Genomic DNA, 14,114 nt, shown 5'->3' on the forward strand with positions numbered 1-14,114 from the left:
CACCCTTTAATAGGGTGGCTCTTATATTATAAGAATTATATTTTAATTATTTCACGTTTTTAATGGCATTTTCAGCATAAGTTGTAGTTACTACTGAGTCATATGGTACTTTCTCGTTTAATTCTCCGCCTTCAATCATAACATCCATTAATCTATTTAAGCTATCTTCTTTTAGAAGTGGATCTGATGACCATGCATCAATTTCTTTATATTTTTGGGTAACAACTATTAAATCTTCTAAAGAAGTATCTTCAAAGAATGGTTGCATAGCTTTAGCTACTTCTTCGTCAGAAGCTTGTTGAACCCATTTTTGGCCTTTATATAGGGCATTAGTAAATCTTTGTATTAAATCTGAATTCTTATCCATATATGATTTAGTAGCACTGTAACAAGTAAAAGGTATTTCACCAGCATCCTGACCAACAGATGCTACAATATAACCTGCACCTTCTTTTACTAACCCAGTTGCAGTAGGTTCAAATGCTGTTGTATAATCAGCTTCTCCAGCAGCAAATGCTCCTGACATTACACCAAATTGTTTAGGTGTATGACTATAACAGTTATTTTACCTTCAATTTTATCTCTATTTCGAACTTAGCAGTCCTTTTACCTTTTTCTTTGTAATAAATAATTTCATCTATTACTGTTTTCAATAAAAAGTTTTTCAATTTCACATCATTAGTTTTATTATAGTTTTCTAGTACAGTTTTTAAATTAGGAACTAGATCATTATAATTAATATTTATAGTTTTTTCATTTTCTATTAACTCAATTGTATTTTTTATAGCTTTTTTATTTTCATCACTTTTCTTAGATAGTATTTGTGTTCTTTCAAGATAAGTGTCTATATCATAGACTCCTCTTTCTAAAAAGTCATGAAGGTTATTCTTTTGCTTATTTATTTCTAGCGATTCTTTTTCCAAGAGTGATAAAGTATGTTTTAAATTATTCACCCTATCATTATTTTTATTTTCAACTGTATTAGATAATATTTGTTGTTCAAAATGTTCTAAAATATCCTTTAGATTTTCTAAAATTTTTTCTTCTAATACATCAAGTCTTGCACCTCTATTTTGGTTGCATGATTTACATCTTAGAAATTGCACGTAACCGTCTTTATAAGTGGCATAATTACAAGTCATAACCCGACCACAACAAGAACATTTGACAATAGAAGCTAAAGGATTAGTTAATTCTTTGTTACTAGTTACACTTGTTGTATTTCTGCTAGAAATTATTTCATTAGCTTTATTAAATACTTCTTCAGATACAATTGCTTCATGCTTGCCTTTAGCATAAATTATTTTATCTTTATTTTTCTGCTTAATAGTCTTAGTTCCTCTTCTTAAATAGTTATTCCAACTAACGTAGCCTGCATATATTTCATTTTTTAACATTCTTCTTATAGTTTGTTCAGAAAAAGATATATTGTTATTTGTTTTAACTCCTATACTATCTAGCCACACCTTTATTTTATAAGCACCATTACCATTTAAATACATATCGAATATGTTTTTTACTATAACTGCTTTTTTTTCATCTATAACAAGTATTTTATTTCCTTCTTTTGTATATTCAAATTTATATCCAAAAGGAGCAGTAGAAGCTATGAATTTTCCTTCTTCAACCGATTTTTCGCGCCCTTTTTGCATTCTCTTGGTTATCATTTTAAGTTCCCTACGAGCAAAGAATGATTTGAATTCTGTCATTTCTTCATCTAGATCATTGTTTAAATTATAGGTTTTATCTGGCGTAATGATAAGAGTATTACTTTCTTTAAAAGTATCTAGTATAAGCCCTTGGTCCTGCATACCTCCACGGCCTAATCTATCGAGGTCTATACATAACACTGCATCGTAATTATTATTTTTAACTTCTTCTAGCAACTCTAACATTTTAGGTCTTGAACTTATACTTCCCCCAGAAACAATTTCCTCTTTTACTTCAATAATATCTAGATGCTGCTTTTTAGCTATAGCAAGAAGAGTACCTCTATGCCTTGCTAGAGTATCTGTATTTTCTTTTTTTTCTATTTCTTCATCTTGCCTACTCTTTCTTAAGTAGATACAGGTTTTCATGATAATTCCCCCTCAATTTCTATATAAATATCATTGTGCTTCTCTAAAAAGTATTTACATACTTCTAGCTCTTTCAATTGTAATGCTTTGCTAATTTTTATTATTTCAATAAGGGTTACATTTACAAACTTATCATTTTCTATTTTAGAAATATAAGCTTGAGTAACTCCTATCATTTCCGCTAATTCATTTTGCGTAATATGCATTTTTAGTCTTTTTCTTCTAATCACGTTTTCCCTTTTAAAAAAATTGTATTAATTTGTTGGAAAATATAACTGCCAGTTATATTTTTTGCTTTATAATATAAATAGAAGTTCAATAGATTAAATGTTTGTATTTTTATATCGAACATAGAACATATATTCGCTAAAATATAAGTATAAATATAAATAGGGGGTATTGGGGTGGAAGAAGAAACGCTAGTAATAATGCAAGATTTAAAAAAACTTAAAGAAAATGATATAGAAGCTTACGAAACAATAATTAAATTAGTACAAAAATTAAGAGAAATAGGTTAATCAACTTATTTCTCTTGTTTATTTTTGTTTAGTTTTTTTATCATTTGTTTTATAAACTCTTTATCTTCTACATCTAGTTTACTTATTTCTTTAGCTACAGCATAATCTTCATCATTTTCAATATCGATATAAGTATTGTCTAATTTTAAATCTTCACTTCTACCTAATAAACTATCTGTAGTAACGTTAAATATATCAGCTAATTTATCTAATGTTTGAGTAGGAGGGATTCTATTATCATTCTCCCAGTTAGATACTGTTTGTTTTGATACTCCCATTAACTTAGCCAATTCAACTTGATTTATTCCTAGTTTTTCTCTGTTTTCTCTTATATTATCACCCAACATTATTATCAACACCATCCTTATGAATATTATACCTTAAAGTTGACTAATTTAAAATTATATGAAAAAAAGTATAAAAAAATGAATACTTTTTCAAAAAAAGTTGAAAATATAGTTGACAGTATTCTTAAAGTTGACTATCATTAAAGTATAACAAGTATTCCATAAGAATACTAAAGGAGGTGGCATAATTGACATTAAGAAATAAATTAAGATCATTAAGGTCAGAAAGAGGTTTTGACCAACAATATATGGCAGATTATTTAGGCATTCAAAGAACAACCTATTGCAATAAAGAAACTGGTAAAAGTGACTTTACTGTAACTGAAGCTAAACAAATAGCAGGGTTATTCAACTTAAGCATAGATGATATTTTTTTTACAGAGAGAGTCAACTTAAAGAATACTTTTATAGTATGTCCGGTTAGAGAGGTTGAAAATAGCTAATTTATAGCTATAGGACAAAATATTAACAGCATAAATATAATTAGGGGTGATTGTATGAAGCAAATTTATAGGGAAGATGAAGTGTCTAAAGTAACCATTACATTTGCGACTAATCAAACAGAAGAGCAGCAGAATAAAGTATTAAAAGATTTTGCACAGGCAGCATACAACCTTTGCCTTTATGAGTATCAAAGGGGGTTAAAAAATACAAATGAAAATCAAGATAACTCTGGAACAACTAAAAGTACTTAGTGATATATTTCCAAACATGACACACGAAGAGTTGTTCAAATTGATAAACAAAAGATAAATGAAAAGGGGGAGTAAATAATGAAAAGCATGTTAGTAAAAATCAAATCAGACAGCACTAAAGAGGTAACTAGATACAAAACAGATAGAGATATCACAAAAGAATTAAAACATCTTGAAGATAAAGGTGTAAATATAATCCAAATGAGATACTTCGACGAAACACAGAGCTTTGGAAATTGTCAAAAGCTAATTGTTATAAGTGAGTAGGTGGTAATTATGAGAAGGTTTAAAGCTAAAGTAACAATAGAAAAAGAGTTTGTTATCGAAATAGATGAAAACATCGCTACAGAAGAAGAATTAACAAACTGGGAAAGTGTATTTTGGAACTTAGATTCAGAAGATACTAAAATAGCTTCTTATGTAAGCAGTTATTGTGAATTAAGAGCAACACAAGGAATTGATTTAGAAGGATTTGGAATTGTATTACCAATTGGCGAAACATCACATAGAGGAATACATAATAATGTTATTTGTAATCATATGAGAACTATTAAAGCAGATGATGATGGATATACAGATGTTTATTTACAAGAGTTGAAAGGGGAATAGAAATGGGAGATTTATATCAAAGTTACAAAGTTATGGAGAATAATGAAGGACAAGCAGTACAAACAATACCTAGTTATGAAGTAGCAGAAATGATGGAAACAAGACATTCTAAAGTAATAAGAATGGTAGAAGGAGATGAAGATAGAGCAGGTATAATACCAACTTTAAGAAAAGCCCAAATGGGAGTTTCAAAATACTTCATTGAAAGCACTTACAAAGTTGAAGGAAATAACAAAACTTATAAATGTTATGAATGCACTAAACTTGGGTGTGACATGTTAGCTAACAAAATGACCGGTGAAAAAGGGATATTATTTACAGCTAAATATGTAGAAAGATTTAATGAAATGGTAGAAAATCCACTAGAAAATGCTTCAAAGGAATTACAGGCAATATTCATGATAGACAGAAAGCAGCAAGTAATTAAAAGTAGGGTTGGAGCGATAGAAGAAAAGATGACTGTTGATTATGAGCTAGCAGAAAACTTAAGAACAGCAGTAAATACAAGAGCAGTTCATTTATTAGAAGGTAAACATTCAGAAGCTTATAAGAAACTAAGCAAGAAGTTATTTTCAGAACTTTACAGAGATATAAAAGGAGCATTCAAAGTGAATAGTTATAAAAATATATCTCTTAAGAATTATGACAAAGCACTTAATTATATAGAAAAATGGAAGCCTAATCTGATGCTTCAATATGCAATTCAAGGTGCAAATGGACAAGTTAAAATAGACGAAATGGAGTGTATTACTAATGAATAGAAATGAAGAAATGATAGAGCTAAAAAATAATATTTCAGTTGTTCAAGTTAGAGACCTATTAGAAGTTACACAAACAATAGGAAAGGCATTGACAGAAGATGAATTTTTACAAATTATGAGTTTTTATGGAAAAGTTGCAAATAGATTATTAAAGGCAGGTGCAACTAATGAGTAAAAAATATTAATCAATAGACCAAAAATTGCTTTAGTCTATTGATATAGAATTAACATCTATGACATGATCTAGAACACGACTTACAGCACGACTTACAACAAACAAATGATTTAAGTGGATGCTGGTATTTTGCTCTCTGTAGGGCTTCATCGCAGTTAGAGAAAGAGCCAATATAAGTTCTACTTAAAGAATACGGTAGGTAAGGACAACCTTCGACATGAATTTCATATCTGCCGTGGGCATCTACAAAGTTGTTGAAACAGTAGTTTTTCATAAAATCGCCACCTTTGGTTATTAACTTAATATAAGTTATGCGTGAGAAAACAATTTATGCTTTATAAGTAAATAAGGAGGTTTAACATGGAATGGTCAAATCAAGATGTTGTAATTGAAAAAATACAAAATAAAATGAACAATCTTAGAAATGCAGCATACGTAGCAGAAAAAGGCAAGGATGCAATGCTACAAAGAAACAAAGAAGAAATCATAAAATATACAGAGTTCAAAGTTAGATTAGAAGATTATACTAAACAAGCAGATTTTTTAGAAGAAATATTATTAGATATAGATTTACTCAAGCAAGAAGAAGTTAGAAATTTTGAAGAAGCAGAAGAAGATCTAAGAGAAAAAAGATATGAAGCTTATATATAAAAATAGAACCTACGCCAATAGGTCCTATTTAAAGAAAAAGTTAAGCAATCAGAAAATTACTTTTATTATATTATACCAAAGAAGGTGTGATTTTAGAATATGAAAATGCAAGATTTGTTTAGATTTGCAGATAGAGCTATAAGACAATCAGAAGATTGTTTTGAAAATAAATTGTTTTGTGCGCAGATGATGTCAACTCATACTTGCGCAGTAGATTCTAAATATGGCTACTTAGACGGTGCTAAAGATTGTTTAGAAAGTTATAAACCTATAGAAGAATTAGAAGAGTACATTAATGAATTTGAAGCATCACAAGAGATAATAGATGAATATGACAGGGCATATATAAGTGCTTATAGAGATTATATAAAACAAGAATCATTGAAGAAGGAGAGTGAAACTAATGAGCAATAATGCATTACAATTAGCGGAATTCAAATTAGAAGGAGGGCAAGTGCTTACAGCTGATACGGTTAAAAATTATTTAGTAAGTGGTGGTGGAAATGTATCAGACCAAGAGGTTCTAATGTTTGTAGAGTTATGCAAAGCTAAAGGAATGAATCCTTTTGAAAGAGATGCTTATTTAATTAAATATAAAAGCAAAAATCCACAATTTGATACACCAGCAACAATAATAGTAGGTAAAGACTTCTTTATAAAAAAGGCAAATGAAAATTCAGCATTTGAGGGAATGAAAGCCGGAATAGTTGTTGTAGATAAAGAAAATCAAATACACGAAAGAGAAGGCTCTCTTAAATTACCAGACGAAACAATTGTCGGTGGATGGTGTGAAGTATATAGAAGTGATAGGAAAGTTCCTACAAAAGCAATAGTTGCTTATGATGAATATGTTCAAAAGAAAGGTAATGGCGAAGTTAATAGTATGTGGTCTAGTAAACCCGGAACAATGATTAGAAAAGTTGCACAGTCTCAAGCATTAAGAGAAGCTTTTCCAAATGAGCTTAGAGGATTGTATCAGCAAGAGGAAATGGGCATAGATGGAAAATTACCACAGAAGCCTATAGAACCAGGGATGGCATCATCAGAACAAAAAAATAAAATCATGTCTATGGCAAAACAAAAAGGACTGTTTAATTTTAATGATATGAAAAATACAAAAGAACTTGAATATTTCTGTACTTCGAACGGATATGACTTGAAAAATCTTAAGTTTGAAGAAGCAGGAGAAGTATTACAACTATTAATAGAATATGATCCAAAAGGAAATACAAATATTGAAGAAGAAGCTCAAGATGTAGAATTTACAGAAGTAACTGAAAGTACAGAAGAAAATATAGAAGGACAAGTTGGTTTATTATAGGAGGGATTAAATTCCCTTCTATTAGCAAAAGACAAAGGCAGGTGATATATATGGCTAAAAAGAGATATTACTGGATGAGACTTAAAGAGAATTTCTTCAGAGAGAAAAGAATAAAGAAGTTAAGACAAATAGCTGGTGGTGATACATTCACAATTATTTATCTTAAAATGCAACTATTAAGTCTGCAAAGTGATGGGCTATTAGAATATGAAGGTGTTGAAAATAGCTTTGCTGAAGAATTAGCCCTTGAAATAGATGAAGATATTGAAAATGTAAAAGTTACCTTAATGTTTTTACAAAAGAATAATCTAATAGAAGAAACAGTTGATAACACATTTTTACTTCCAGAAGCAGTTGAAAATATGGGTTCAGAAAGCTCAAGCACTGAAAGAGTTAGAAAACATAGAGAAAAAAAGAAATTATTAGAAAATAAGGAAGATGATGTTGATTTGTTACATTGTAACACTGATGTAACAAATAGTAACGTTACAGACTGTTACAGTAACGAATGTAACGGTCCTAGAGAAGAGACAGAACAGAGAAGAGAAGAACAAGAGACAGATATAGATTTAGAGACAGAGATAAAGACAGAACTAGAGCAACAACAAGATATAGAAAGAAAAGATGTTGTTGGTTTGATTAGTATATATTTTCCTTATTTAAATGAAAAAGATTTAAACACTATTGCAGATGAATTTTTAAAAATTAATAAGGACCTATATTATTTATCAGAAAAATTGATTTTAGCAGTAGATGCTAAGAATATAGAAAATAAAGTTGGTTATCTTTTAAAAGCAATTAAGGAAGATTATCAAATAAGATATGCAACATCATTAGAAAATTTAGCGACAGTGTGGGAACAGGAACTCTTAGAAAAACCAAATAACCTTATCATTGCTGATAAGGTTAAGTACTACAGATTCAAATGTAACAAGGAGCGTTAAGCTATTAGTATTATGTACAGATTAAAATAAATTATTCCGGGGGATTTATTTCCCTTGGGCCATAAGAGGGGAGATTATTATGAGTGGCAAAAGTAGGCAACTAGTCAGAATGTCAAATCTTTTAGAGAAATCAAAGCACGTCAATATAGAAGTAATAGAAGATCCAACACTTATAAATTATCTTAGATTAGCAGAATGCATATTAGATATAAATCATAACCACAAAATGAGTTACTATTTGCAAGGATTAGAAAATAGCGAAGAAGCAGACAAGGCAATGCAGCGAATAGATGAAGATAGGAAAAAAGGCATATTAACAGAAGCACAGATGATAAAAGTCAATGAAGCAAATAGTAAATATGATGATATAGTTCGAAGAAAAATCGAACAGTACAAAAATAAAAATAACAATCATATTTCTAACTTACATCCAATTAAAGTTATAAATGAATATGCAGGTACAACAGAAGTATATTCATGTATTAAAGAGTTTTGTGAAGAACACGGATACAAAGCGCAAAATATTGTAAATCATTTCAGATATTATAATTCTAACGAAATACAGTACAAGGGCTTAACCATACAAAGAATAAAATAGGAGTGAAACTTATGAAGAAGATATTAGGAGGGAAAGAACATAGCTGCATTAACTGCGGAGGAACTATGATATATATCCATGTACCTAGAATTGGAGTAGTAAGTCAATGCAGAGAATGTGGCAATTGTGTATCTGGAAGAGTTAAAGAAGAAGTAAAAATATATAGTTATGAGGAGAAGAGATAATGAAAGATACTTATAGATTAGGACAAATTATCAAGACTGATACAGAACAAAAGATGAAAAGAATGGTTAGTGGAGACATAGAAATATTACCTAAAGGAAGTAAGTTGTTAGTTACTAGAACTGGATTTAAGGTTCTTAACGGAGAATGTAAGGATCTTATAGTACCTCTTAATGGTAAGACAATAAAAGGTACTGATTATACAAATATAGCAAGAATGATTTATAGTAGATTAAATTCAGTATATGGATTAGAAATGTATTTAGATGATGAAGAAATAGAGATGGATAGGTTCTTAGAAGAAATAGAAGATGTTTTAATGGATATTTTGTAAGGAGGAATAGAAAGTGTCAATAAACGGATTTGAAAATCAAATAAGATGGATTAACAATGCATTGGATAGTTTAGAAAGCAAAATAGAAAGTGGAGACATAATGGAAAGCATATCAGACTTAGGAGATTTAAAGGGTGAAATAAAAGAATTAATTAGTGAAGCGGAAGAAGTTATAGATGTAATAAAAAATTTATAGTTATAAAGGTTAAATAAATGAGTGAAGATACAGAAAAAATATTAGAACTTGCGAAAGTTTACGTACAGAATGGTGAAACTTACATAAATGCTATTAAAAAAGCACAAGAGGAAGTTAGGAAACAGGAGATTGAGAAGTATGAAAAGTAGAGAAGCACAGGAGCAGGCAATAGTCATAAGTTGGTGCAAAATGCAAGAGAATGTATATCCAGCCTTAAAATTGATTTATGCAATTCCAAATGGAGGCTATAGAAATAAGATAGAAGCAAAGAATTTAAAATTACAAGGAGTAAAAAGTGGAGTGCCGGATTTAAATCTAGCTTATCCAAACAGTTTTTATCATGGATTATATATAGAAATGAAGTGGGGTAAGAATAAACCTACTGAAAATCAAGATGATTGGATTAAGAGGTTATCAGTGGTAGGTTATAGATGTGAAGTTTGCTGGAGTAGTGAAGAAGCAATTGCGGTTATAAAAAATTACTTAGGGATAAGGGGATGATACTTTGAAAAATACACTAGCAGATTTGAATAATCACTTATTTGAACAAATGGAAAGACTTAATGATGAAAGTATAGTTGGAGGAAATCTAAAAGAAGAAATAGACAGAGCTAATGCAATGGCCAAAGTAGCAAGTCAAATTATAAATGGTGGAAACCTAGTTTTAAAAGTAAAAAATATGCAAAATGAATATGGGATAACAGAAAATGATAATATACCTCCAATGCTAAATGCAAGTAAGGAGTCTCCCAAAAGTAAGTAGTAAAAGGCATAGATGGACTAAGGATGAGGAAGAATATTTTAAGTCAATTATAGAAGGTAGACATTATAGAGATATAGCTAAACTAATGATAAATAAGTTTGGTTATGAATTTAAACCAGAACAACTAAGGAAAAAAGCTTATGATTTAGGGATAAAAACTGGCTTAGATGGTGGATTTAAAAAAGGCCATTTGAAAAATTCAGCGGAGATTGGGAGTGAGTCAACAAATAGGGATGGATATGTAATAGTAAAAGTTGCACATCCCAATATATGGGAACACAAGCATAGAATGATTTATGAAAAAGCAAATGGTAAAATTCCAAAAGGACATTATTTACTATTTGCAGATAAAAATAAATTAAATGTATCTTTAGATAATTTAATATTAGTTAGTAATAGAGAATTACTAATAATGAATCAGTATAACTTAATACATGATAATAAAGAACTTACGATTACAGGACTTAATATTGCAAAGCTTATTATTCAAATAAGTGAAGTTAAGAGAAGGTGATTAAATGAAAATATTAATCTACACAGTAATAGCAGTATTGATATTAGATATAGTGATTATACTTGCAAGAATTAGAGCAACTAATAAGAAATAAAGGAGTGTTAAGAGTGGATGAAAATAGTATTTTTATAGAGAAGCACATGGGACTTATAATTGATGCAGCGTGGAAACATTTTAAAAGTTGGATGATCTATGAAGAAGAAATAAAAAAACAAGAATTAATACATGAAGGTATGCTGGGATTAATAAGAGCTAGAGAAAAATTTGATAAAGAACTAGGATATCAATTTTCTACATATGCTCATAGATGGATATGGGGTAAGATGTCTAGATATATTCATAATCAACAGAAGAAAGAATCTGCAGAAAATAATATATATATACACAAGAAAAATATAGTACTTGAAAGGTCAAAAGAAGAAAGAGAATTTATAGATATAGCAAGTGTTAAAAGCGAAGAAGGTAGTATTGATTTATTAGATTTTATAGAAAGTTTAGATGATAGTAATAAGAAAATATGTAACATGCTTATACAAGGATACAAGCAAAAAGAAATAGCTAATATGTTAAACATTCAATTAGGAAGTATGAATCAGAGAATATCAAGTTTGAGAAAGATAATTCAAGAAGAATATCTTAAATGTAGTTAAATAACAACAGAATAGAGGATTAAACTGCTATAGTCTTAATTCTCTATTCTCAATCAAGAATCAATTAATAATAAATATAGAGGTGATTAAATGTTAGAGGAGTTAAAAGAAATACTTAGCAACTTATATGCACAGTATGGCTTAACAGACGACACTCTAAGATTAAGCCAAGTACTAGATAAACTTATATATCAAGAAATGAAATATTAGGAGGTATACAAATGAGAGGGATACAATACTTAACGATTATTTTATGTCTAATAGGCAGTTTATTAATAGATAATACAAAAACATTAGAAATGGTAATGTTGATTACAATTACACTAACTTTATTTGAAATATCAGATAAGTTAAAAAATGGAGGGAATACAAATGATAATAAATAAATACATAGTTCATGTTTTAGATAGAAATAGTGAGAATCCAATCTTAAATGATTTTGAAGGAAAGGTTAGTTTAGAAATAGGTAATTTCTTTCAAAAGACAATAAAGAGCATATCAAAAGATACAGATCTAAGAAAAGCAGTATTCAATTAGTTGAGATGGAAGGACTTAAAGATGAAAATAAAAGACTAAGAGATAATTTAGATAAGATTAAAAGTATTTAGTCATTACACAGTCTGACTATATTGCTAACTAATTAATAAAAGTGTTCTTTGAAAATTGAATAGTACGGTGTTTTAAACAAATTAAATTTCAACCTATATAAAATATTAATGTTCAAATGTAGAGAATATGTTATAATGAGCTCTAATTAAAGTCGTAGAATAAATTGTAGGAGGAAATAGTAGTGGAGTTTATAAGAATAAAATCTAATGATAGCATTTATTTTGATGATGTAATGAATATATATAAAGTAAGTTTTCCTATATTTGAGCAAAGAACTATAGAAAATCAAATAGATGTTTTAAAAGATGATAAATACAATTGTATGGTTGTTCATGAAAATAACGAATTAGTTGGAATACTATTATATTGGGATTTAGATACTTTCAAATATATTGAGCACTTAGCAATATCACCTAGTTTAAGAGGGAAAAACTATGGGTCTAGAATTTTGAAAGATTTTTGTGAAAATAATGGAACTATAATTTTGGAAATAGACCCACCGATAGATGACATATCAATTAAAAGATTAAGATTTTATTCTAACTTAGAATTTAAGTTACAAGAATTTGAACATATTCATCCACCATATAGAAAAGATTATAAAGGTCATAAACTAAAGATTATGAGTTTTAATAGAGATTTATCTAAGGATGAATATAATGTATTTAACGTATTTTTAAAAGAAAGAATTATGAAATACTCAGAGCATAATAGTTAAATACTTTATAATTTTAATATTTAACTTAACAACTAAATAATAACACATTAAAATACCGTACTATTCAAAATGAATATTCGGTATTTTTTAATGCATGATTCAAAGACAATGTGAGCTAATAACTTGTTATACACTTGAAAGTGTATAAAATGAAAGGAGATGAACTTTAGTAAGGGTTTGGTACTTACAATACACTCTCTTACTAAAGATAAATTATGTTTAATAACAGAAAATACATCAACCAGTTAAAAGCAGAGAATGAAAAGCTTAAAAGAAAAAAAGAAGAATATGAAGATGAAACGATAAAGTCTATGAATTCAAAAGATTCTTATAAAAATGCAAATATAAAATTAATGAATGAAATTGGTAAATTAAAAAAGGATATAGAAAATAAAGAAAACAGTGTATGTAATGTATTAGATGCAAATAAGGAACTTAGTCTATCTAATAATTACTTGGAGAATAAGATAAAACTGCTAGAACAAGTTATAAAGCAACGTGAAGAGAATGAATGCAGATTGAACCAGCAAGTTGTTAAATACAAAGGAATGCTTGATAAGATAGATAATTACACTAGGATGCTTGAAGGGAGAGGAATAAATGAATAAATTTCCTATTTTAGATATAAGCAAGATTTCATTAGCAACAGAAGTAGATAAGCTTACAGAAGAAACACATGAGTTTATAAATGCAATAGCAAATAATGATGAAGACAACATGATAGAGGAAGCTCTAGACGTGTTTCAAGTAGTAATTAATATATTGAATAGATATGAATTGACAGATAAGTTAGAGGAAGGCTTAAAGATTCATATTGAGAAGCTTAAGAACAGAGGTTGGAAAATAGAAAAATATTTGTAGGAGGAATATATGAGAAAAGTTAAAGAAGGCAATGTTATATTTTTAATACCGAAACAACCAGATACAATGGATCTAATTGGTGTAGATGGTAAGAGAATTACTATCCAGAATTAAGAACTATTTTCATTATAGTTAATGAAGGAAAAAGAAGTACAAAAGTTGGTTTAATATTACAAAAAATGGGAATTAAAAAAGAGATACCAGATATTTGTTTACTAGTCCCGAATAAACGATTTTATAGCTTATACATAGAGCTATAGGGATAATAAAGGAATATTTAAATATCAAGAAGAGATGGTGATTAAATGAAACTATTAGCTAGAATTAACTCAAATAATAAGAAATAACAACAGAATAGAGGATTAAAACTGTATAGTTCTAGTCCCCTATTATCAATAGATAATCATATGAAAATAGGGGGATGATTAAATGTTAGAGGAATTACAAGAAATACTTAGCAACTTATATGCACAGTATGGATTAACAGATGACACTCTGCAATTATCGCAGTTAATAGATAAACTTATATATCAACGTATGAAATAGAGAGTATGGAAAATACGAAAATAACTGAAATAGATTAGTTTAG

30 protein-coding genes and 1 pseudogene are annotated in these 14,114 nt (G+C 28.8%); 26 read left to right on the forward strand and 5 right to left on the reverse strand.

Features of this window, described 5'->3' with window-relative positions:
• Positions 1-46 precede the first annotated feature (46 nt).
• From K0039_RS09670 to K0039_RS09685, 4 genes are all read right to left on the reverse strand, one after another.
• Complete coding sequence (locus K0039_RS09670) at positions 47-526, reverse strand: ABC transporter substrate-binding protein (protein WP_228104846.1); 480 nt, start codon at positions 524-526, stop codon at positions 47-49.
• Between the two features lie 34 nt (positions 527-560).
• A complete protein-coding gene (locus K0039_RS09675; protein WP_228104847.1) occupies positions 561-2,078 on the reverse strand; it encodes a recombinase family protein in 1,518 nt (505 codons plus the stop codon).
• The gene (locus K0039_RS09680; protein ID WP_228104848.1) at positions 2,075-2,308 is read right to left on the reverse strand and encodes a helix-turn-helix domain-containing protein; all 234 of its coding nucleotides are present in this window, start codon (positions 2,306-2,308) and stop codon (positions 2,075-2,077) included. The genes K0039_RS09675 and K0039_RS09680 overlap by 4 nt, the downstream gene beginning before the upstream one ends.
• Before the next feature lie 293 nt (positions 2,309-2,601).
• A complete protein-coding gene (locus tag K0039_RS09685) occupies positions 2,602-2,943 on the reverse strand; it encodes a helix-turn-helix domain-containing protein (protein ID WP_228104849.1) in 342 nt (113 codons plus the stop codon).
• Positions 2,944-3,131: 188 nt separating this feature from the next.
• Between K0039_RS09685 and K0039_RS09690 the strand changes: the two genes are divergently transcribed.
• From K0039_RS09690 to K0039_RS09715, 6 genes are all read left to right on the forward strand, one after another.
• Entirely contained in the window at positions 3,132-3,386 is a 255-nt protein-coding gene (locus K0039_RS09690; RefSeq protein WP_228104850.1) for a helix-turn-helix transcriptional regulator, read from the forward strand.
• 54 nt (positions 3,387-3,440) lie between these two features.
• Complete coding sequence (locus tag K0039_RS09695; RefSeq protein WP_228104851.1) at positions 3,441-3,638, forward strand: hypothetical protein; 198 nt, start codon at positions 3,441-3,443, stop codon at positions 3,636-3,638.
• A 78-nt stretch (positions 3,639-3,716) separates the two neighbouring features.
• Entirely contained in the window at positions 3,717-3,905 is a 189-nt protein-coding gene (locus tag K0039_RS09700; RefSeq protein WP_228104852.1) for a hypothetical protein, read from the forward strand.
• A gap of 9 nt (positions 3,906-3,914) precedes the next feature.
• Positions 3,915-4,247, forward strand: a complete 333-nt coding sequence (locus tag K0039_RS09705; protein ID WP_228104853.1) for a hypothetical protein — start codon at positions 3,915-3,917, stop codon at positions 4,245-4,247.
• Between the two features lie 2 nt (positions 4,248-4,249).
• The gene (locus tag K0039_RS09710) at positions 4,250-5,008 is read left to right on the forward strand and encodes a Rha family transcriptional regulator (RefSeq protein WP_228104854.1); all 759 of its coding nucleotides are present in this window, start codon (positions 4,250-4,252) and stop codon (positions 5,006-5,008) included.
• On the forward strand, positions 5,001-5,183 hold the full coding sequence (locus K0039_RS09715) for a hypothetical protein (RefSeq protein WP_228104855.1): 183 nt from the start codon (positions 5,001-5,003) through the stop codon (positions 5,181-5,183). The genes K0039_RS09710 and K0039_RS09715 overlap by 8 nt, the downstream gene beginning before the upstream one ends.
• Before the next feature lie 49 nt (positions 5,184-5,232).
• Here the strand turns inward: K0039_RS09715 and K0039_RS09720 are convergent, their stop codons facing one another.
• Complete coding sequence (locus K0039_RS09720) at positions 5,233-5,457, reverse strand: hypothetical protein (RefSeq protein ID WP_228104856.1); 225 nt, start codon at positions 5,455-5,457, stop codon at positions 5,233-5,235.
• An 86-nt stretch (positions 5,458-5,543) separates the two neighbouring features.
• Between K0039_RS09720 and K0039_RS09725 the strand changes: the two genes are divergently transcribed.
• From K0039_RS09725 to K0039_RS09815, 20 genes and pseudogenes are all read left to right on the forward strand, one after another.
• The gene (locus K0039_RS09725) at positions 5,544-5,834 is read left to right on the forward strand and encodes a hypothetical protein (protein ID WP_228104857.1); all 291 of its coding nucleotides are present in this window, start codon (positions 5,544-5,546) and stop codon (positions 5,832-5,834) included.
• Between the two features lie 99 nt (positions 5,835-5,933).
• Entirely contained in the window at positions 5,934-6,248 is a 315-nt protein-coding gene (locus tag K0039_RS09730) for a hypothetical protein (protein ID WP_228104858.1), read from the forward strand.
• A complete protein-coding gene (gene bet, locus K0039_RS09735; protein WP_228104859.1) occupies positions 6,238-7,155 on the forward strand; it encodes a phage recombination protein Bet in 918 nt (305 codons plus the stop codon). Before K0039_RS09730 ends, bet begins: the two co-directional genes overlap by 11 nt.
• Positions 7,156-7,205: 50 nt before the next feature.
• A complete protein-coding gene (locus K0039_RS09740; protein WP_228104860.1) occupies positions 7,206-8,099 on the forward strand; it encodes a phage replisome organizer N-terminal domain-containing protein in 894 nt (297 codons plus the stop codon).
• A gap of 79 nt (positions 8,100-8,178) precedes the next feature.
• Entirely contained in the window at positions 8,179-8,697 is a 519-nt protein-coding gene (locus K0039_RS09745) for a hypothetical protein (protein WP_228104861.1), read from the forward strand.
• Positions 8,698-8,708: 11 nt separating this feature from the next.
• Positions 8,709-8,882, forward strand: a complete 174-nt coding sequence (locus tag K0039_RS09750; protein WP_228104862.1) for a hypothetical protein — start codon at positions 8,709-8,711, stop codon at positions 8,880-8,882.
• The gene (locus tag K0039_RS09755; RefSeq protein ID WP_228104863.1) at positions 8,882-9,214 is read left to right on the forward strand and encodes a hypothetical protein; all 333 of its coding nucleotides are present in this window, start codon (positions 8,882-8,884) and stop codon (positions 9,212-9,214) included. The genes K0039_RS09750 and K0039_RS09755 overlap by 1 nt, the downstream gene beginning before the upstream one ends.
• Before the next feature lie 13 nt (positions 9,215-9,227).
• On the forward strand, positions 9,228-9,410 hold the full coding sequence (locus tag K0039_RS09760) for a hypothetical protein (RefSeq protein ID WP_228104864.1): 183 nt from the start codon (positions 9,228-9,230) through the stop codon (positions 9,408-9,410).
• 17 nt (positions 9,411-9,427) lie between these two features.
• Positions 9,428-9,559, forward strand: coding sequence for a hypothetical protein (locus tag K0039_RS21975; RefSeq protein WP_265589454.1), 132 nt, complete (start codon positions 9,428-9,430; stop codon positions 9,557-9,559).
• The gene (locus K0039_RS09765) at positions 9,549-9,911 is read left to right on the forward strand and encodes a VRR-NUC domain-containing protein (protein WP_228104865.1); all 363 of its coding nucleotides are present in this window, start codon (positions 9,549-9,551) and stop codon (positions 9,909-9,911) included. Before K0039_RS21975 ends, K0039_RS09765 begins: the two co-directional genes overlap by 11 nt.
• Positions 9,912-9,915: 4 nt before the next feature.
• Positions 9,916-10,173: a hypothetical protein gene (locus tag K0039_RS09770; RefSeq protein WP_228104866.1), complete on the forward strand. Its 258-nt coding sequence runs from the start codon at positions 9,916-9,918 to the stop codon at positions 10,171-10,173.
• The gene (locus tag K0039_RS09775; RefSeq protein ID WP_228104867.1) at positions 10,142-10,687 is read left to right on the forward strand and encodes an HNH endonuclease signature motif containing protein; all 546 of its coding nucleotides are present in this window, start codon (positions 10,142-10,144) and stop codon (positions 10,685-10,687) included. The genes K0039_RS09770 and K0039_RS09775 overlap by 32 nt, the downstream gene beginning before the upstream one ends.
• 107 nt (positions 10,688-10,794) lie before the next feature.
• Positions 10,795-11,337, forward strand: coding sequence for a sigma-70 family RNA polymerase sigma factor (locus tag K0039_RS09780; RefSeq protein WP_309164882.1), 543 nt, complete (start codon positions 10,795-10,797; stop codon positions 11,335-11,337).
• Between the two features lie 90 nt (positions 11,338-11,427).
• Positions 11,428-11,547: a Spo0E family sporulation regulatory protein-aspartic acid phosphatase gene (locus tag K0039_RS09785; RefSeq protein ID WP_228104868.1), complete on the forward strand. Its 120-nt coding sequence runs from the start codon at positions 11,428-11,430 to the stop codon at positions 11,545-11,547.
• Between the two features lie 11 nt (positions 11,548-11,558).
• Positions 11,559-11,723, forward strand: a complete 165-nt coding sequence (locus tag K0039_RS09790; protein ID WP_228104869.1) for a hypothetical protein — start codon at positions 11,559-11,561, stop codon at positions 11,721-11,723.
• Positions 11,710-11,868, forward strand: a pseudogene (locus K0039_RS09795) (nucleoid-associated protein); the annotation flags it as partial. The gene K0039_RS09790 and the pseudogene K0039_RS09795, both read left to right, overlap by 14 nt.
• Positions 11,869-12,127: 259 nt before the next feature.
• Complete coding sequence (locus K0039_RS09800) at positions 12,128-12,664, forward strand: GNAT family N-acetyltransferase (protein ID WP_228104870.1); 537 nt, start codon at positions 12,128-12,130, stop codon at positions 12,662-12,664.
• Positions 12,665-12,879: 215 nt separating this feature from the next.
• Positions 12,880-13,272: a hypothetical protein gene (locus tag K0039_RS09805; RefSeq protein WP_228104871.1), complete on the forward strand. Its 393-nt coding sequence runs from the start codon at positions 12,880-12,882 to the stop codon at positions 13,270-13,272.
• Complete coding sequence (locus K0039_RS09810; RefSeq protein WP_228104872.1) at positions 13,265-13,525, forward strand: MazG nucleotide pyrophosphohydrolase domain-containing protein; 261 nt, start codon at positions 13,265-13,267, stop codon at positions 13,523-13,525. The genes K0039_RS09805 and K0039_RS09810 overlap by 8 nt, the downstream gene beginning before the upstream one ends.
• 429 nt (positions 13,526-13,954) lie before the next feature.
• Positions 13,955-14,071, forward strand: a complete 117-nt coding sequence (locus tag K0039_RS09815) for a Spo0E family sporulation regulatory protein-aspartic acid phosphatase (RefSeq protein ID WP_228104873.1) — start codon at positions 13,955-13,957, stop codon at positions 14,069-14,071.
• The last annotated feature ends 43 nt before the right edge of the window (positions 14,072-14,114 follow it).

The sequence above is a fragment of the Terrisporobacter mayombei genome, from assembly GCF_020748465.1.
Lineage (GTDB): Bacteria > Bacillota > Clostridia > Peptostreptococcales > Peptostreptococcaceae > Terrisporobacter > Terrisporobacter mayombei.